Origin of the sequence: Niallia sp. (assembly GCF_031978665.1) — a bacterium.
Taxonomy (GTDB): domain Bacteria; phylum Bacillota; class Bacilli; order Bacillales; family Cytobacillaceae; genus Niallia.
In genome coordinates, this window is sequence record NZ_DALZDK010000001.1 from 63,036 (window position 1) to 81,870 (window position 18,835).

At 33.2% G+C, this 18,835-nt stretch carries 20 protein-coding genes; 13 read left to right on the top strand and 7 right to left on the bottom strand.

The features are described from left to right. Nucleotides 1–255: 255 nt before the first annotated feature. Together RTL21_RS00305 and RTL21_RS00310 are read right to left on the bottom strand one after the other, a co-directional pair. Nucleotides 256–669, bottom strand: a complete 414-nt coding sequence (locus RTL21_RS00305) for a CoA-binding protein (protein WP_312092470.1) — start codon at nt 667–669, stop codon at nt 256–258. Between the two features lie 137 nt (nt 670–806). Continuing rightward, nucleotides 807–1,496: a DNA alkylation repair protein gene (locus tag RTL21_RS00310; protein ID WP_312092167.1), complete on the bottom strand. Its 690-nt coding sequence runs from the start codon at nt 1,494–1,496 to the stop codon at nt 807–809. 171 nt (nt 1,497–1,667) lie between these two features. Here RTL21_RS00310 and RTL21_RS00315 point away from each other — a divergent pair, with 171 nt between their 5' ends. Then, nucleotides 1,668–2,759: an MCP four helix bundle domain-containing protein gene (locus RTL21_RS00315; protein ID WP_312092169.1), complete on the top strand. Its 1,092-nt coding sequence runs from the start codon at nt 1,668–1,670 to the stop codon at nt 2,757–2,759. A gap of 73 nt (nt 2,760–2,832) precedes the next feature. Here RTL21_RS00315 and RTL21_RS00320 read toward each other — a convergent pair whose 3' ends face one another. The 4 genes from RTL21_RS00320 to RTL21_RS00335 form a co-directional block, all read right to left on the bottom strand. Next, nucleotides 2,833–3,234, bottom strand: coding sequence for a hypothetical protein (locus RTL21_RS00320; RefSeq protein WP_312092171.1), 402 nt, complete (start codon nt 3,232–3,234; stop codon nt 2,833–2,835). 104 nt (nt 3,235–3,338) lie between these two features. Further along, nucleotides 3,339–3,467, bottom strand: a complete 129-nt coding sequence (locus RTL21_RS00325) for a hypothetical protein (RefSeq protein ID WP_312092172.1) — start codon at nt 3,465–3,467, stop codon at nt 3,339–3,341. A 415-nt stretch (nt 3,468–3,882) separates the two neighbouring features. Continuing rightward, the gene (locus RTL21_RS00330) at nt 3,883–4,371 is read right to left on the bottom strand and encodes a hypothetical protein (protein WP_312092174.1); all 489 of its coding nucleotides are present in this window, start codon (nt 4,369–4,371) and stop codon (nt 3,883–3,885) included. A gap of 4 nt (nt 4,372–4,375) precedes the next feature. Further along, nucleotides 4,376–4,762, bottom strand: a complete 387-nt coding sequence (locus RTL21_RS00335; protein ID WP_312092176.1) for a hypothetical protein — start codon at nt 4,760–4,762, stop codon at nt 4,376–4,378. Between the two features lie 549 nt (nt 4,763–5,311). Here RTL21_RS00335 and RTL21_RS00340 point away from each other — a divergent pair. The 8 genes from RTL21_RS00340 (at nt 5,312) to RTL21_RS00375 (ending at nt 12,917) form a co-directional block, all read left to right on the top strand. After that, nucleotides 5,312–6,010, top strand: coding sequence for a DUF4912 domain-containing protein (locus tag RTL21_RS00340; RefSeq protein WP_312092178.1), 699 nt, complete (start codon nt 5,312–5,314; stop codon nt 6,008–6,010). Then, nucleotides 6,007–8,460, top strand: a complete 2,454-nt coding sequence (locus RTL21_RS00345; RefSeq protein ID WP_312092180.1) for a glycosyltransferase — start codon at nt 6,007–6,009, stop codon at nt 8,458–8,460. The genes RTL21_RS00340 and RTL21_RS00345 overlap by 4 nt, the downstream gene beginning before the upstream one ends. Nucleotides 8,461–8,485: 25 nt before the next feature. Continuing rightward, nucleotides 8,486–9,112: a hypothetical protein gene (locus tag RTL21_RS00350; RefSeq protein WP_312092182.1), complete on the top strand. Its 627-nt coding sequence runs from the start codon at nt 8,486–8,488 to the stop codon at nt 9,110–9,112. Nucleotides 9,113–9,179: 67 nt separating this feature from the next. Continuing rightward, entirely contained in the window at nt 9,180–9,329 is a 150-nt protein-coding gene (gene rpmG, locus RTL21_RS00355) for a 50S ribosomal protein L33 (protein ID WP_016204868.1), read from the top strand. 67 nt (nt 9,330–9,396) lie between these two features. Beyond that, complete coding sequence (locus RTL21_RS00360) at nt 9,397–9,966, top strand: 5-formyltetrahydrofolate cyclo-ligase (protein WP_312092189.1); 570 nt, start codon at nt 9,397–9,399, stop codon at nt 9,964–9,966. Further along, on the top strand, nt 9,959–10,735 hold the full coding sequence (locus RTL21_RS00365; RefSeq protein WP_312092191.1) for a DUF92 domain-containing protein: 777 nt from the start codon (nt 9,959–9,961) through the stop codon (nt 10,733–10,735). The genes RTL21_RS00360 and RTL21_RS00365 overlap by 8 nt, the downstream gene beginning before the upstream one ends. Nucleotides 10,736–10,847: 112 nt before the next feature. Continuing rightward, nucleotides 10,848–11,048 carry a hypothetical protein gene (locus tag RTL21_RS00370; protein ID WP_312092193.1) on the top strand — a complete coding sequence of 67 codons (201 nt, stop codon included), beginning with the start codon at nt 10,848–10,850 and terminating at the stop codon, nt 11,046–11,048. Nucleotides 11,049–11,399: 351 nt separating this feature from the next. Continuing rightward, nucleotides 11,400–12,917, top strand: coding sequence for a rhomboid family intramembrane serine protease (locus RTL21_RS00375; protein ID WP_312092195.1), 1,518 nt, complete (start codon nt 11,400–11,402; stop codon nt 12,915–12,917). Here the strand turns inward: RTL21_RS00375 and RTL21_RS00380 are convergent. After that, nucleotides 12,907–13,779, bottom strand: a complete 873-nt coding sequence (locus tag RTL21_RS00380; RefSeq protein ID WP_312092197.1) for a hypothetical protein — start codon at nt 13,777–13,779, stop codon at nt 12,907–12,909. The genes RTL21_RS00375 and RTL21_RS00380 overlap by 11 nt on opposite strands. A gap of 305 nt (nt 13,780–14,084) precedes the next feature. Here RTL21_RS00380 and RTL21_RS00385 point away from each other — a divergent pair, with 305 nt between their 5' ends. From RTL21_RS00385 to RTL21_RS00400, 4 genes are all read left to right on the top strand, one after another. Next, complete coding sequence (locus tag RTL21_RS00385) at nt 14,085–14,285, top strand: YqgQ family protein (protein ID WP_312092199.1); 201 nt, start codon at nt 14,085–14,087, stop codon at nt 14,283–14,285. Between the two features lie 17 nt (nt 14,286–14,302). Further along, nucleotides 14,303–15,265 carry an ROK family glucokinase gene (locus RTL21_RS00390; protein ID WP_312092201.1) on the top strand — a complete coding sequence of 321 codons (963 nt, stop codon included), beginning with the start codon at nt 14,303–14,305 and terminating at the stop codon, nt 15,263–15,265. A 364-nt stretch (nt 15,266–15,629) separates the two neighbouring features. Next, nucleotides 15,630–17,498 carry an LTA synthase family protein gene (locus tag RTL21_RS00395; RefSeq protein WP_312092472.1) on the top strand — a complete coding sequence of 623 codons (1,869 nt, stop codon included), beginning with the start codon at nt 15,630–15,632 and terminating at the stop codon, nt 17,496–17,498. A 149-nt stretch (nt 17,499–17,647) separates the two neighbouring features. Continuing rightward, nucleotides 17,648–18,835 (top strand): M14 family metallopeptidase, encoded by a 1,188-nt coding sequence (locus RTL21_RS00400; protein WP_312092203.1) that lies wholly within the window; start codon nt 17,648–17,650, stop codon nt 18,833–18,835.

Here is an 18,835-nt window from a genome sequence, read left to right on the forward strand (position 1 = left end):
AAAACCAATATTATACCAATCACCGCAAAAGCAAAAGAAATTTTTTAAGAGGATTTCCTCTTTTTATCTATATTATGTTAACACAGATTCTTTGGAAAAACGAATAAGTTTACAAAAACAGTTGGCATTTCCAACGAATAATAGCGTTTTATCCTAACAAATTACAAGAATGTAAAGCGTATTGAAAATGAAAAAGCAGAATGATTTCTTTCAAATCATTCTGCTTTTCCATCCTATAATTTTGTTCAAAAGTTCCTATTTAGTCATTGCATGCTCGACTTTGATGCAACGATCCATAATTACCGTATAGCCTTTTTCTTTTAATAGGTTGAATGTTTCTTCGTGAACTAGTCCTAATTGTGCCCAAAAAACATCTGCATCTATTTTTTCAAACTCTTCTGCAACCTCTGGCAAATATTCAGATCTTCTAAACACATTGACAATATCAATATGTCCTTCAATATCGGTTAATTTCTTTACCGCTTTTACACCAAATACTTCATCTACCGTAGGATTAACAGGAATAATTTCATAACCTGCATTTTTCATAGCTTCTGAAACCATATAAGAGGTTCGCGAAGGATTATCGCTTAAACCAACCACTGCAATTTTCTTTGCCTTTTTTAAAATTTCCCCAATTTCTTCTCGACTTGGATTATTAATAGCCATTGTACCTGCTCCTTTTCCAATCATTTTTTTATACGTTTCCCCAAAAGGAGGAAGAAAAAACAATAGAAAGCAATTTATGTTTCCGTACTTTTACAATAGCAAATTTTTCTATTTTTCTAAAGAAAGATGTATATATTTTATATATATTTACTCCCTTCACGTACGCTCAGCTTAGGCAGTGGATGTTCCTGGATAAATTGTCTAACTGATATGGGATTCGTTTTCGAGTATTCCCTTAACGCCCATCCAATTGCCTTTTGTATAAAGAATTCCTTGCTTGTTGCATTTTGGACAATATATCGATACAAACGAATTTCTTCCGTCATTCCTTTAAATTTCAGCTGGTATAAGATTGCCGCGCGGCGCAGCCATAAATGGTTACCATATGCCCAGTACTCGATTACTTCGTCTTTCACTACTGGATAATCTTTAGCAAGCTGTCCTACAGCATTAGGAGCAAGGCTATCCACCGTATCCCACCAAGATTTTGTAGTAATCAGCTTTTGCAATAAAGTGAGATTATCTTTCGTTAATATCTTCAAAGATTTGTTTATATAATCTAACGCGGCATATTGATATTCACGCTCCTCCTTTTCCCATAAACCTTCAACAAAAGACTGTTGAAAATCTAATTTTAAAAGACCACTTTCTACATAGAACTGCTTCATAAGCATTCTTCTTTCTGGTGTTTTAATACCTAAAAACGTGAAATGATTCTTCAAATATTTTTCCATCGGAATCGCTTTTTCTCTATCCTGATTTTTTTCAAATATAAATGAAAGCTGTTCTACTAAATTTCTAGTTAAATTCATGTTTGATTGATTCATAACGATCATCCTTTTTTTCAAATTTTGGTTTTTATCTACATAATCTTAGTTTTAGAGTATGAGTATATAATGTTTATTTCTTACTAATCCAACTTTTTACATTCAATATTTTCCGTTTCCGGGCCGATATATAAGTGTAAATTTACAATCTATATAAAAGGGGAAATCGACTTGAAATTGCTGAAGAATTTAACTATTTCCAAGAAACTTTTAGTCTTCATTTTATTAAGCATCATTGCACTTTGTACAATCGGTTTTACAGGTTTATTTTACATTAAAAGTATGGCACAAAATACAAAAGAGATGTACGAAAAAAGCCTAGTTCTTATTACAAACATGATGCAAATTAGAGTAAATAATAGAGCAAGTGATGCTTATACACTAGAACTCTTACTAACTACGGATCAAGCAAAAAATAATGAACTGAATGAGCAATTGACATCTGTTTGGGAAGAAATGGATAATTTACTTTATGAAATTGAAAAGGGAAATTTAACAGAAGAGGAACAAGAGCTAGTTAGTGACTATAAAACAGAAGCACAAGAATTAGATATAGCCCGAAAAAATGTCGTAGATCTTGCTTTAGAAAATAAAAATGAAGAAGCATATGCACTCTTTAAAGAGGACGTCGATGAACGTCGAAAAACTGCTAATAATAATCTCAAAGAGCTTCAAAGTATAAAAACTGCTTCTGCAGAAAAGAAATACAAAGCAAATCAAAATCGATTACAAACTGTAACTACTATTGTCTTTTCTATTATCGCTGTTTCACTTATTCTATTGTTGTTAATTAGCTATTTTATTGGTCGTATGATAACAAGACCAGTAAAAGAAATAAAAAACTTGCTAATGAAGGCTGAAGCGGGAGATTTTACTGTAAAAGGAGCTTATCAATCAAAAGATGAGATAGGAGAACTTACTTCTTCTTTCAATCATATGACAGAAAAACTTCAGTCTGTGTTTAGCACTGTTCAAGACTCTTCCCAACAGGTTGCCTCTGCATCTGAAGAGCTTAGTGCAAGCTCAGAACAAAATAGTCGTGCAAGTGAACATATAAGCTTAACAATCCAAGAGCTAGCAACAGGCTCAGATGCACAAGTAGCAAAGGTAAAAGAAAGTAATAAAGTTATTACAACAATTACGGAACACACAAAATTAATAGCATCTCATACAGAAAAGATGTCTGAAAACGTAAAACATGCTTCTGATAGGGGTAGCGTCAGGAAAATGCGGATTTACAACGTTAGGGAATTACACATATAAAAAAAGCTTAATCTCTCGGTGTTATGAGTTATTAGGCTTTAATAATTTGATTCAGCTACTAGTTATAAATTGATTAGTATCTTACAAACGTAGTCACACTTCGCTTAGAAGCAATAGTCCGTCTCACCAGTTCTTCTTTCCACTTTTTTTCACTTAACTGATATTCACCATATTGATCCTTATAAGTCTTTTTTAAAAGATTTATCGTTCTTGCTTCCTCTGGGTAATTAAAAGACAATGCTTTGCCATGACGGCCCTCTTCATAAATATATAGCTCAATAACGTCACCAATTTCCATTATTTTATCTAAAAAGGTTATAAATTCAAAGTCTTCTCCACCATATTCATAAACATACGGCAGTGTAAATGGTAAATGCGCCTTATAATTTTCACCACTAATAAATGGGAAGTTATTATCCTCCTGATGGAACTCTTGTATCGGTCTTAAACTTGCAATAAAATAATGACTGGTCATTTCATCACCTACTATAAAATTGGTAATTTGAATATAAATAAGAATAAGGCAATTTACGACTAAAAAATGCCGTAAATTGCCTTGGATTAAAGGCTGTTTTTGTATTATTGTGGACTACCAAAGAATGCATGTGCGCCTTCTAATCTGATAGATTTTCCGTATTCATACCCAATAACAGGATCGTAATGATATAACTTCCCACTACGGTTACCACCATCAATTTCAGCCCCCACAGCTTTTCCAAGCGGACTAGCCTCTTTCGCGATTGAAGATGCATTTGAAGAAGATGTAGACCAAGTACTAGTACCTGATTTTAATCGGGATACTGCTTTTGATCTTGAAAGCCCATTACCAACCCAGAAAGGAAATAGTCTTTAAAAACGAAGTGGAATGGAGCGGAAAACACTCGACTCCTGCGGGAAATAGAGGACGCTTTAGACCCCGCAGCGCAGCAGCAGGAGGCTCAGCTTCCTCCCCGACACATCGAGCGTTTGTAGCGCAATGGAACAAAATAGTTTTTACACTTGACTATATTTAAAAACATAAATAACCATTGTATAAAAGGAACCTTTATTTAAGAGCTAAATTAGAGATTGTTCGTCTCTACAGAGTGGCTATTTACTTTTGTCCCAGCCTTTTCTACATTTTTTATTTAGTAAGTTTCTCTGCGATTTTTTTATAGCTCATTTCATTTGTTAAGCGAAAACTGCCAACTTGAATTTTCTTATGGTAGTCATTATCGATTAAGTATGTTTCAAATTCTTCTTGATCTTCAACAATTTTATTTTTATATAATAATGTTGCAATGGTTGAAATACTCATTCCGCTTTTGACTTTTAGCGTATAGGCATAGCTCTCTTGTTCTTGTTCTTTAGACTCTTCCTGTTTCTTCTCATTTGCTTCAGCAGCAGTTTTTTCTTGGGATTGTTTCTTTTCCTCTATGCTTTTCTGTAAATCCTCATATTCTGCATCACTTAATACGATAAAACCTTTTTGTTGCAGATATGTACTCGCATCGGTGACATTTAGGACGGTTTCAGCTTGATCCTTCTTTTCCTGATAGAAGTAAAAACTACCGATTATACTTGCTGTAATAAGCATTCCTATTGCAAATGAACGTAAGCTTTGTTTCTTCATCTAGTTACTTTCCTTCCCTTTCATTTATAATTTGCTGAACTTGAGAAATGGATAGGGAAGATTGATTGGCAATCTGATCAACTGGAACTCCACTTGCTGCAAGCGTCCAAACTTGGTTTTTAATAATAGCATGAATCGATTGTGTATTTTCCGTCTGGATAGGATTTGTCTCATATATGGGAGAAGACTTGAAAGAAAAATCTTCTTCACCAATTAATAATTCCTCTTCTAATACTTTTAATTTCTTTTTTATTTTATATAGTTCTTGTACTTGTTGAATGGAAAGCTGATCTATTTCCTCTCGTAAGTCTTTTATAGGATCACGAAGAAAAAAAGATAGGATCAGCAGGAATAAGGAAATTCCTAATATAACTAGCATTACAATTAACATAATTCACCTCAGGACAAATTCTTAATTTTTGACTGTCTTCAAAGAAAAGTAATCATAAAAGCTACAGAAAACAGTTCATACTATAGCTATTCTATCATTTTCAATCCATAATTCCTATTGCATCAGAGCTCAACTATGAAAGGAAGAGAGGAATAAGTGATCAGACGAAGGATTTATTTTATGAGTCAGTCAGGAATTCCATTATTTTTTCGTGAAAAAGGAAGACAATATTCGAATTTGTTTGCGAAACATTTAGGAATATGTCGTAATTCAACTTGTTTTTTAGAAAGCAAATGTCGAAACTAGGTTACTAGAGCAAAAGGATAGCAGGGAGAAAAAATTTTTTGCGCCTTTAAGATAAACGTACGTAAGATTAAGCATAATCCGACAAAATCTGTTCGTTGTGGCATCAACCATTCAGTGGTAACATAATAGTATAAATAGGGAACTAAAAGGAATCTTGTAGACATATACTAGTAATTTGCGATACATACTTCAAAAGAATTTCATAAAAAGATAATCAAAATTTAGAAAGAGGTGCTATTTCTATTGATTGAACAAATTGTAAGTTTAAGACGTAAAGGACTTTCTTTCCGTAAAATTGCCATTGAGCTAAATTCGACTGTAGGTAAAGTTCAATACCAGTGGAAAAAGTACGTGAAAGAACAAGAGATGAATGTACCAGTTGAAGAGGAAAAACTAAAACCTCAATCACAGCTAAAGAATCCTTATGTGTCTGAACATTTTTGGACAAGTATTGATTTATTAACAAAGAAAAATGGCATGGAAGCTTGGTTAACAAGTGAAAACACTGCACTTGTTTTTTGGAGAATACCTGAAGGGAAATGGCAGCTAATCTCAACATATTACGATCTTGACCCGGAAACTTGCTCTTTGGCAGTAAAGATTAATGATATAACGAGCATTATTTATAATGGAAGAAATGCGCATAGTTTTCGTCTTCTTCCTGTAGAGAATAGACAGGAATCAATTGTATTGCAAGACTTGATACCAAACAGAAGTTTTTGCTTTGAAATTGGCGTTCTTGATGTTTATCAATCCTTTTTGCCCATACTACAGTCTAATCCATTGCATACTCCTAGAACTTCACACGATCAAGCGGGTACTATGGAAAATGAGCTACAGAAGTGGGAAAAAGGGGACATTGCTATCCCAAATTGGATTGAGCATGTAAGCACCTATAGCTATTATGAATTAGAAGAGCAAGAGGATGTGAAAAAGAAATGACTGGTTCGTATTTCCAATTGATAGTAATAAATAATATTCCTTTTATGAGCTTTTTTTCAGAAGATAAGAGCAAAAAAAGAGAATTTTATGAACATACAATCCAATTTATTAACTTTCTTTTCCTTACTGAAAAAGAGAATCCCCCATATATCATTCAACTTGTGGTACCACCAATATATTTGGAAATGCTTGATATGCCGTCGTTTCGCGAGGAAATAACAGAATTTTTAGAAAAAGAAGAACGGAACTTTGAATTACTCTCTTATTGGCAACAAAAGGATAGGAATTTATTAAAAGTGCTTAAGTCGCTCATTCAAGAAAATCGAATAGAATTACTTGCAAGTCCAGCTTCCTTTTCTCATTTATCAAATGTCTCAACAAGTACAGGGGTTCAATTACAAATTGAAATGGGCTTATCGATTATAGATGATTATTTAAACTATCGACCAAAAGGATTTTGGTTCCCAGAAGGATATTTTTCACCTGGGTTGGACTTATATTTGCAAAAAGAAAAATTAAGTTACAGCTTTCTTAACAGTGCGACCATTTATTATAGTGACCCTTTGCCAAGTGATGTTGGAATAGCGGTTGAATCTCCTCATCATGTTGTCTTTTTTCCTGTTGAAGAAAAATTGTATCAGATTTTTCAAGATAAGAAAGTACAAAAGCAAGTATGGGATAAAGCGATTATGGACGTTCTTGAATCGTATAATCATTATACGAATGAGTCGATTTTGTCACTGCCAATTGATTTAGTTAGTTATACAAGGGTAATGGAGGAGTTACATAAAAGTATCCGTTACTTAAACGATGAAGGCTACATGGTTCCTATTACACCTAAAACGTATATGAAGCAATTTAGTCAAGGGATGGATCATGTGCATCTTTGTTCTTCCTTTTTGAATCGTCAAAGAGAAAGCTATATGCTTAAACAAAGTTCTCCATATGCCTCTTTAGCTTTTTTGGAAAGAGAACTTCATCAGTGGAGACAAGTTGCTTTAGAGGATGATGTCCAAAGAGTCCAAAGACACATGGAGAAAGAATGGTTATTGCTGAGTGCTTTACTTTATCAAGATAATTGGACGAGCGAAGAAGTAACAGCTAATCTTGAAGCAGCAAATCAGTTAAGTGGCTATATGAAAGGACCTATTGATAAGGAATGGATGTCATTAAGAGAAAAGATGTATCCAATTTTAAATACAACAATTCAAATAAACAATCATAAAAAAGTGGAGCAGGAGCCGACAAATAAAAAGAAGGTACTCATTTTATCATGGGAATATCCGCCGAATATAGTCGGTGGTCTTGGTACACATGTAGTAGGATTGACGAATAGTTTAATAAAAAATGGATATGAAGTGCACCTAATTACAGCACAGGATATGAAAAAAAATGTAGAAGATGTGGAAGAAAAGGATGGCTTATTTGTTTATCGAGTTAAACCAATTTATAGCATAGACCAAAACTTCATCCATTGGATTGGCGGTTTAAATCTAGCCATGTGGGATAAAGCGATTGAAATAGGAAAGAAAACTACATTTGATTTAATTCAAGCACATGATTGGTTAGTTGGAGCTGCTGCAATTTCTTTAAAGGATCAATTAAATATTCCATTAATAGCAACCATTCATGCGACAGAACATGGAAGAAATGGTGGTATCTATACGGAAATGCAAAAATTTATCCATGAAAAAGAAAGACAGCTCGTACATGCCGCTGATTCTTTAATTGTTTGCAGTGAATATATGCAAAATGCGGTAATGAATATTTTTGAAGTAGAGCAATCAAAAATTCATGTTATCCCAAATGGCGTAGAATCTACGCAAATAGAAACAGTTTCGATAGCTCCTTTAGAACCCTTTTATTTGGATAATAATAAAAAAATTATTTTTGCAATGGGAAGAATGGTAAAAGAAAAGGGCTTTGGAACTTTGCTGGAAGCAGCCAAGAAATTACTTAATAAGCGATCCGATTTACATTTTATTATCGCTGGAGTCGGTCCTATGTACGATGAGTATCAAAAATTTATTGAGAGAAACCAATTATCGGAAAGTATTCGATTAATAGGATACTTACAGGAAGAACAAAAAAATGCATTTTATGCTCATTCGGATATCGTTGTTATCCCAAGCTCTTATGAGCCATTTGGAATTGTAGCACTGGAGTCGCTTATATTTGCCATCCCAACGATTGTTTCTCGTACAGGTGGCTTAAAAGGAATTATTCAGGATAATGAAACAGGTCTCTTTATGGAGCCAAATAATGCAGATAACTTAGTAAAGAATATAGAGTATTTATTGGAGAATCCATCCATAGCTAAAGAAATTGGAGAAAACGGAAAAAAATTAGTGAGTAAACTTTTCAGCTGGAATCGGATTGGAGAAGAAACAAAAAGAGTTTTTGATGAACTGCTCGTAAATGCAAAGGTAAAAGAAACTATATCTAACTAAAAATAGTAGAGTAGGTGAAATAAGAATGAAGATTGAGGCGAACTTACAAAAGGATTATCAAAGTGCTAAAAAAAAGTTATTTATGAAAAAATTAACGACAACACCAGGAATTTGGATTGATGGAAAAACATATTGGATTCAAAATGGCTATGAAAAATTAATACCAGAACATGCGATTTCGGTTCATGTAAAGCAAATACACAAGCATTCTAAAATTCAATATAACGAGATTTACGTTAGAAATCATTCTCAACAGATGAAAAAAATGAAAATTTTAGTATTAAATTATTTTTCAAAAGCTTGTCTAGAACATCTTTCTTTCGTTTCACCTACGGAAAATGTTATCTATCATTCCATCGATGAGCAGCTATATTTAGTAAATGGGGAACATAATGCTAATAATATCGAGCAGCGAACCGTTCAGCCTATTTGGAATGTACACACAGAGCATATATGGAGCAATAATCAAAAAGGCATACTTAAATATCAGCCAATGGCAAAAGGGTCAAGCGTAAGCATTTTTTCATTAAGTATGGAGATTAAGCCCCAATCGATTGGGATTAGCCGTGCTTGGTCTATCACTGGAACGGAAAAAAAAGATATTTTAGATTTGAATTCCATTCTAATGAAAACAAGTACTAGCATTTCCTAACAAAAGATGTTATCATATAAAAGTCGTATGCACGAACTAGCAACCAATAGTTTGGAGGGAAATAAACATGCGTGTAAACATTACGTTAGCTTGCACTGAATGTGGTGATCGTAACTACATTTCTAAAAAAAATAAACGAAATAATCCAGATCGTCTTGAGCTAAAAAAATATTGTTCAAGAGAAAAACGTACTACGGTTCACCGTGAAACAAAATAAGCAGAAGGGATATCCCTTCTGTTTTTTTCTTATGTAAAAACAGAAGGCAAGGATGGTGTATACATAAATGCAGGAAAAGAAACAGTTCCGAACAAATATGATCAAACAACTACAAACAATTAGTAAACCTCAATATGAGCAAATGTCTTATCAGATAGCTCTCCAATTATATAATAATGCTTCATTTACTTCTGCTTCTCATATAGGCATTACAATTTCCAAATTTCCTGAAGTTGATACATACCAAATTATTCGTACTGCATGGCAATTAGGAAAAAAAGTAAGTGTGCCAAAGTGTATTCCTGAAAATAGACAAATGGTCTTTCGTCAGTTAGAGCAATTTGATCAGCTAGAATCTGTTTATAGCAATCTGTTCGAACCAATTGTGGAAAAAACGGTACAAACTGATTCGGCAGAAATTGATTTACTCCTTGTCCCTGGACTAGCCTTTTCGAAAAAAGGATACAGATTAGGATTTGGAGGAGGATATTATGATCGATTTTTACAAAATTATAAGGGGAATACAATTTCCTTAGCATTTGCTATACAGCTTCAAGAAGAAATACCATTACAAAACCATGATTTGGCTGTACAGAAAATTATTACAAATGAAGGGATAATCTGTATAAATGAGTAGTATAATGTATGCCATTATCATTTTATTTGTCTCCTATTATGCATATAAACGCAGGTCTTTAACAATGAGTGGTGCAATCGCAGCTTTTTTTGTCGGTATTGGAATCGCATTAGGATTTGGCTATAAAGGACTGCTTATTTTAGGAGCATTTTTTGTGTCCTCTAGCATGCTTTCAAAATACAAAAGCATAACAAAACAATCAATGGAGAAAAAAACACAAAAAGGCTCTACGAGAGATTGGTTACAAGTAATGGCGAATGGCGCATTGGCTGCAATTGTGGGTGTTATTTATTTTTTTACAAAAGAGTCGGTGTGGATTATGGTATTTGCCATATTGCTTGCAGCAGCTAACTCGGATACATGGGCATCCGAAATTGGATCACTAAGTAAAAAAAGACCTTTATCTGTTCGAACATTTAAGCAGGCAGATACAGGCACTTCAGGAGCAATCAGCATATTAGGGACATTTGCTGCATTAGCAGGTTCCTTAGTGATTGCCTTCGTAGCCATGCTATTATTTCCAATCCAGCCATGGGGAATTTTTCTCATTTTTCTTTTTGGTTTTTTAGGAAATGTGATTGATACCCTCTTAGGTGCGTTTATTCAGGTTGAGTATAAATGTCCAGTTTGTGGTCAAATAGTGGAAACGAAATTGAAATGTCATAAGACCGTTGTGAAGATAAAAGGCTTTACACTCTTTAATAATGATATGGTGAATGTGCTATCTGGCTTTTTTGCAGTATTGGGATATCTTTATTTTCATTGGTAATCTTCCATATTAGTCGTATATATTGAGAAAAAATACGGGAATATTTTCACTTAGTCTATACGGATAAAAAATAATATAATCACCAAACTAATAATTAGGAGGGATGGATAAAATGTCAAGAGTATTCTCCATTTTACTAATTGCTTTAGGTGGATATTATTTATTTCAAAAACGATATCGTGTTGTAAATACCGTTTTGAGAAATCCGTTTATCCGGAAATATGCAGTAAGAATATTAATGAGTGTTCCAAGTGTAAAAAGAATGATGATGAATTCCGTTTTTGGACGTTCTAGAAATACTATTTATCAATAGGTTTTCAAAAAAGCAATCTAAATCCCTGTGAAGTCATAATAAGCTCACAGGGTATTTGGATTGCATTTTCTTAATAATGTTTCTAATCATTTTAAAAAGGGAATAATCAAATGGTTTAAAGTAGCTATATGTGCGCAGTGAATTGGACTTATCGAAATTTTGAGCTTAGTTTCCATACATAATAGAATTATGCAAATAGTATTTAAGCGTAAAAAAGGAAATTATCTACAATTTATAGTATTGTTAAGAAAAGGTAATCTCCGAAAATGAAGAGATTCCTTATTTATAAGAACTGGCAGAATAAAAGGAGAAGTCTATTATATAAGCGTTCGAAAGAGTAGGAGAAGACAGATGGAGTTAGAACCTTATAAGTATTGGAGAATAATTCATTTTTTAATAATGGAATGTCATTATAAATTAATCTACTTATCAGAAAATCAACAAGAAATGTGGTTAGAAGGAGGAGGGGATTCGACTAACCTACCAATTATTCGATTATTTCAAGTAGACCTTGACTGGAGTAATTGGTTAAGCAGAGATATGGAACGGACAGCATTAAATGCAGAGAAAATAAGACGTACATTGCGTAAACGCTCCCTTCATGTAGAGAGCCTTTATATAACACCCTTTCCGCCTGTAGATTCCTATGATCATATAGTAAATCGATCATTCATTAGTTCGGATAAAAAAGTACAAATAAATACAAGCCTTCTCGAACGATCTGTTCAAGAGTGGGAGATAGCAGGACATAAAATAACAGACTTAAATGTCATCCCTAAAACGGCAGAAGAACGAGACGATCAAATACAAAATTATAAAGAGGAAATCTTTGCTCTAATAAGACAAAATGAAGAAGAAGAAAAACAGCTACTTAATTTTGGGAAACCGTTTATCTCTTATCTATGTATTGGTGTTCAAGTTATGCTGTTTTTCTTAATGGAAATGAGTGGGGGAAGTACCAATAGTGAAACGTTAATTAAATGGGGAGCAAAAATAAATTATTTAATCGCTGATGGGGAATGGTGGCGATTAATAACACCGATTTTTTTACATATTGGTTTATTGCATTTAGCATTGAATTCGATTGCGCTTTATTTTGTGGGTCCATTAATAGAGCGGATTTTTGGGAATACTAGATTTTTTATTATTTATCTATTTGCTGGATTTAGTGGAGTATTTGCAAGTTACTTATTCAGTCCATCCTTATCAGCTGGCGCAAGTGGCGCGATTTTTGGATGCTTTGGCGCTCTTCTTTTTTTTGCATGGCAATTTCCAAAGCTTTTTTTTCGCGTGATGGGTTGGAATGTCATTATCATTATCATTATGAACCTGATTTTTGGCTTTACTATACAAGGAATCGATAATGCTGGACATATTGGTGGATTAGTAGGCGGTTTTTTAGCAACAGCTATTGTATATTTTCCAAAGAAAAAAAGCTGGAAAATCCAGCTTGGTGCAATACTTACTACAGCATTCCTTTTAAGTATTGGAATTATCTACACTTCAAGTCCAGGTGTTTTACAAAAAGGTGATCAATCTGCATTAATAATGGTTAATAATTATATAAATAATGAAAAATACGATAATGCTGAAAAAGCTTTGAAGACAATGGAATTTAAAAATAATGAAGAATATTATTTTTTACTTTCTTATATCCAGCTTAAAAAAAAGCAACTAGCAGAAGCGGAAAAAAATCTTCAAAAAACAATCACTTTAAATCCGCAATTTCATGAGGCATATTATAATTTAGCGGTTGTCAGCTTATACGATAAAAAACTAGAAAAAGCAAGAGAATATATTCAAAAAGCATTAGAGTTAGACCGGGAAAATCCGAAATATCTTCAATTATGGGATAAAATTAAAGAGTAGAAATTTGCTGTCTTAAAACAATTGGTTCACCGTCTTTTGTCGTAAACAATACAAGAAGATGATTATTATTCACTAATAATACAGGGATAGAACTTCCGATGGGATCAGCGATGGTTCCATCTTCTTTTATAATTCCAAGGAAGTAGTTTTTATAGAGTCCTTCTGTTAATTGTCCGATTATTTTTGCGCTTTGTTCCTTTGAAAATGATGGAAGCGGTGAATCGTTATATTGCGTTAATTCTGTGAGTAACAGTTTTGTATCATATTGCTCTTCTGATATATGGAATTTCTTTAACACTTGACGATAGGAATACTCAATATAATCTCGTGTTTGCTTATCCAAGGTTGTTGCCCAATCTTTTTCTACTAAGTTATTCGGAATATGAAAGGATAAAGGTGTATTTTCAAACTTTGAATTGATGACATATAGGTTGTCTGCAGAAATTTTTTGTGAACTGAAAATTCTTTCACTAGTATCATGTATTTCTGCATAATGGAATGTAATTGCTTGTAAATAATTGCTTTCTCTTTCCACGACTGTCTTTTCCTCTGAAAGTTCTAATGTATTTTGTTTCCATTCTCCCATTGTGCTTATCAATTTTCCATTGGCATAAAGGAAGCTCATATCTTGTCGCAAATAGGCCCGTTTGTTAATAGAAGAGTTGCTTTCCCAAAGAATGCTGTACTCATCGAATCTTTTTTTACTAAATGTGAGGGTAGTGTTTGCCTTAGGAAACGTTACGGTTGGATCAATGGGAAAATAGGTGATACTTTCCTTTGCAATCTGTTTTTGCTGAAAAATATAAAAAATAGCGATAAGGATAATAAGAGAGATACTTAAACGAATAAAATCTTTTTTCATTATTTTCACCGCTCCGTCTAATGGAAATAATAAATGACCATCTAATTACATGCCTGTCTTATATACACTTTTTTAAATATATGAAGTAAATAGAGAAATATGATAAAAGGGGGAATTAAGACTTAAATTTGGCTAGGACCCAATTATTATTCTTTTTTCTTCCTTATAAACGATTCTAATAGGAGAAATGAATCTGCTGTTGAGGAAACGGTTTATTTCCGATATACTTAATTTGAAAACGATTAATCTATCGCTTTATGCAAACCTTTGCAGTGAGTGGAAAATGTATGAAATCGAGGGGTACCATGCAAACAATTTATGATGTGCAGCAGTTTTTAAAAAAATACGGAACGATCATCTATGTTGGTGATCGAATAGGCGACTTGCAATTAATGAAATTCGAAATAAAAGAATTATATCAATCTCAATTAATAAAAGAACAAGAATTCGACTCTGCGATGCGATTGCTTAATCAGGAAATTCAGCATTTAACGAAAACAGAATAATAGGGGGAATATTAACAATGCATGAAAAATGGGTAGCTGGAATAGACTTGGGTGGAACTACGGTAAAAATTGCTTTTTTATCCTTAAATGGAGATTTAATTGACCATTGGGAAATACCAACAGATAATTCAGAAGAAGGAAAAAACATTACATCTGACATTGCTAAATCAATTGATGCTAAATTGCAAGAATTAGGTCATTCGAAGAAAGATGTTTTAGGTGCGGGAATGGGTGCGCCAGGACCATTTGATTATGAAACTGGGGTTATTTTTAATACAGTTAACTTAGGTTGGCCAGATAATTTCCCGCTAAAAGCTCGTCTTGAGGCAGATTTAGGATTGCCTGTTACAATCGACAATGATGCAAATTGTGCAGCACTAGGGGAAATGTGGAAAGGAGCTGGAGAGGGATCGAAGGATTTAGTTTGTGTGACGCTCGGTACAGGTGTAGGTGGCGGAGTTATCATTAACGGTGATATAGTCCAAGGTGTTAAGGGAGCTGCTGGTGAAATAGGTCATTTAACGGCAATAGTTGAAAATGGTGCTCCTTGTAACTGTGGGAAAACAGGCTGTTTAGAAACGATTGCTTCTGCAACTGGAATTGTTCGTTTGGCAAAAGAAAGATTAGCGGAAAGACATACATTAAGTGTACTTCATTCGGTTTTAGATCAAGAGGGAGCCATTACAGCAAAAGATGTATTTGATGCGGCAAAGAAAGGGGACGAATTAGCAAGTGAAGTTGTGCAATTCGTAGCATTTCATTTAGGCTTAGTATTAGCTAATATTGCTAATACTTTAAATCCTGAGAAAATCGTCATTGGTGGCGGTGTTTCAAAAGCTGGGGATGTATTATTGACTCCTGTGAAAGAAAACTTCTTGAAATTTTCTTTCAAAAGCGTAGCAGAATCAACGGTAATCGATGTCGCAACGTTGGGGAATACAGCGGGTGTGATTGGTGCTGCGTGGCTGGCAAAAAATTAATCTAATAATGTGGTAGAAACAAAACTATTATCGTTTAGGATAAACTAATTCCAAATCAATTATTCTTCTATACCTTTTAAAATCTTCTTCAATATGAGGAAGATTTTTTTACTTTTTTAAGATTGAATATTCAGAAGAAATATACTTTAAAAAAATATTATTTTTTTGAAACTTTTTGTCTGATTGGACGTTTAAAAAAGTGTAATTATTAATAATAAAACAAAAACATGAAAATTAGATTAAAATTTCATAAAGATTGGCTTTATATAATAAAAATATTGTAAAATGTGTAAAGTGATCATAATAGAAATTTTGTTTGATCAATAGTAAGGAGGATTCATTATTGTTTAAGATAAAAAAGAATATGTCTAAGCTATCCCTTATAACGGTTGCAACATTTTTACTGTGGGTTAAAACAAATATTGCATATATTACTAGCTTTGATATTAAAATTGAAAATTTAGTTCAACAATTTATATTGGTTATTAATCCATTAAGCTCTTTGTTGTTTATTTTTGGGATATCCATGTTTTTTTCAGAAAAAAATCAAAAAAGATATCTATTCATCTCAAGTTTCATTCTTTCTTTTGTATTATACGCAAATGTTGTTTTTTATCGAGTCTATACAGACTTTTTAACACTACCACTTTTATTTCAGACAAGTAATATGGGTGATTTAGGGAGCAGTATAAGAGAGTTAATTCATGTGAAGGATATACTTTTCTTTGTTGATATTATTCTACTTGCAGTAATTATTAAAAAGAAACCATCTTTTCTAAAAATTCCAAAATATACAAGAATTCAGCAAAGTATTTTTTATTTATTTACAATTAGCTTAGCGTTTTTTAATTTGAGTTTAGCTGAAACTCAGAGAACTCAACTGTTAACGAGAACATTTGACAGAGAGCTTTTAGTGAAAAATATTGGGACATATAATTACCAACTATATGATATTTTTCTTCAAACAAAGGCTACAGCACAAAGAGCATTTGCAGACGGCAGTGAATTAACAGACATGGTTAATTATAATCAGGCGAATTATACTGAACCAAATAAGGACATGTTTGGAATTGCCAAAGGAAAGAATGTTATAATGGTAAGCTTAGAGTCAACACAGACCTTTACAGTAAATCGTGAAGTAAATGGGGAAGAAATCTCGCCGTTTTTAAATGAATTTATTAAAGAAAGCTTTTATTTTGGAAATTTTTACCACCAAACTGGACAAGGTAAAACATCAGACTCTGAGTTTATTGTAGAAAATTCATTGTATCCATTAAGCAGAGGGGCTGTTTTCTTTACTCATTCTGGAAATGAGTATCAAGCATCACCAGAAATTTTGAAAGAAAATGGTTATTTCACTGCTTCTCTTCATGCAAATAATAAGAGCTTCTGGAATCGCGATATTATGTACCAAAGCTTAGGATATGATCGTTTCTATGAAATAAATGATTACGAGGTGAAGGAAGAAAATTCTGTTGGATGGGGACTGAAGGATATTGATTTCTTCGAACAATCTATCGCTCATTTGAAAGAAATGCCTCAGCCTTTTTATAGTAAATTTATTACGTTAACCAATCACTTTCCTTTTGAGCTAGAAGAAGAGGACAAATTTATAGATCCTTTAACAACAGGGAGCCGAACATTGAATAACTTTATTCCAACTGTTCGATATCAGGATGAAGCTCTGAAAGTCTTTATTGAGAGATTAAAAAAAGAAGGCCTCTATGAAAATAGTATTATCGTATTGTATGGAGATCATAATGGAATTTCTGAAAATCATAATAAAGCAATGAGTGAATTTTTAGGGGAGGAAGTGACTCCTTTTGTAAGCACACAATTACAAAGAGTTCCTTTTGCTATCCATATTCCAGGAATGAAAGGGAAAACAATGACAACCGTATCAGGTCAAATGGATATTAAACCTACGCTTCTTCATTTGCTTGGTATTGAAACCAAAAATGATATTCAATTTGGTTCCGATCTTTTCTCAGAAAACAATAATCAATTTGTTGTATTGCGAGATGGCAGCTTTATCACAGAAGATTATGTGTATACGAAAGATGTTTGTTATGAGCGAGCAACAGGAGAAGTGGTCGACTCAAATGGGTGTGAACCGTACGTTGAACAGGCGAATTTAGAATTGCAGTATTCTGATAGTATTATTTATGGAGATCTTTTGCGTTTCTATGATAAAGAAAATGGAATGCTTGATATAATAGGAGAACCAAATTAAAAGAGTAAGATGATAGCTTTGTGCCATACTGGAAATTTTAGTGTGTCACAAAGCTTTTTCTATGGCTATTCTAAATAATTCATGGAATATCGCTGCTAAGCATGTTTTTTAAATGGGATTCATATATAAATAGAGAGAGGAGTGATCACATGGAAATAAAATGGAGACCAGGAGATACACTTTGGTACTATAGTCAGCTTTTTATGGTTCCCCTAAATCTAATTTTAGACAGTAATCCTAACATAAATTCTAATAAATTAGCAGTCTCTGAAAGCTTACAAATTCCTGGATTTGAATCACAAGTCCATAAAATAAAGCAAGGAGATACACTATGGAAAATTGCAGGTGCTAGAAATATTTCTGTTGATAGTATTTTATTGTTAAATCAGGAAGTAAATCCAAATAACCTTAAAGTAGGCGATAAGATTTCCGTTCCGAATCGTATTATTGGAAGACTAGTTCGAGGAAAGAAAAAATATGATTATACAACCTTGCAAACAGATATGAATCACTTAAAAGAAGTTTTTCCATTTATTAAAATGCATACAATCGGCAAAAGTGTTTTAGGACAAAATATTGATGAAATTAGAATAGGCAATGGAAAGAAAAAGGTTCATATTAATGCTTCCTTTCATGCGAATGAATGGATTACTACTTCTGTCTTAATGACATTTTTAAATGACTTTTTATTATCATTAACGAATGGAACAAATATGCGTAATGTTCGTACGATGCCACTGTATCAACAAGTAGATTTATCCCTTGTACCAATGGTTAATCCAGATGGTGTAAATTTGGTTTTAAACGGTCCACCAGAAAGAGAGAAGGAAAAAATTATAACTATAAATGGAGGAGATAGTGATTTTACTGGCTGGAAGGCAAATATACGTGGTGTAGATTTAAATAATCAGTTCCCAGCTAATTGGGAAATTGAGAAGGAACGGAAAGAGCCAAAAGCTCCAGCTCCAAGAGATTATCCAGGAGATACCCCATTATTGGAACCAGAGTCTCAGGTAATGGCAAAACTGGCAGAGAAAGAAAAATTTGATCGATTATTGGCTTTACATACACAAGGAAAAGAATTTTATTGGGGATATGAAGGATTGGAACCTGCAGAATCGAGGGCATTAGCAGATGAATTTTCAAGAGTGAGTCGGTATAAGGCCATACAAAATGTAGATAGCCATGCAGGCTATAAAGATTGGTTTATTCAAGAATTTAGAAAGCCAGGATTTACAATCGAGTTAGGAAAAGGGATTAATCCACTTCCACTTTCTCAATTTGATGAAATTTATCATGATACAGCTGGAATTTTCTTAGCCTCCTTATATATGTAG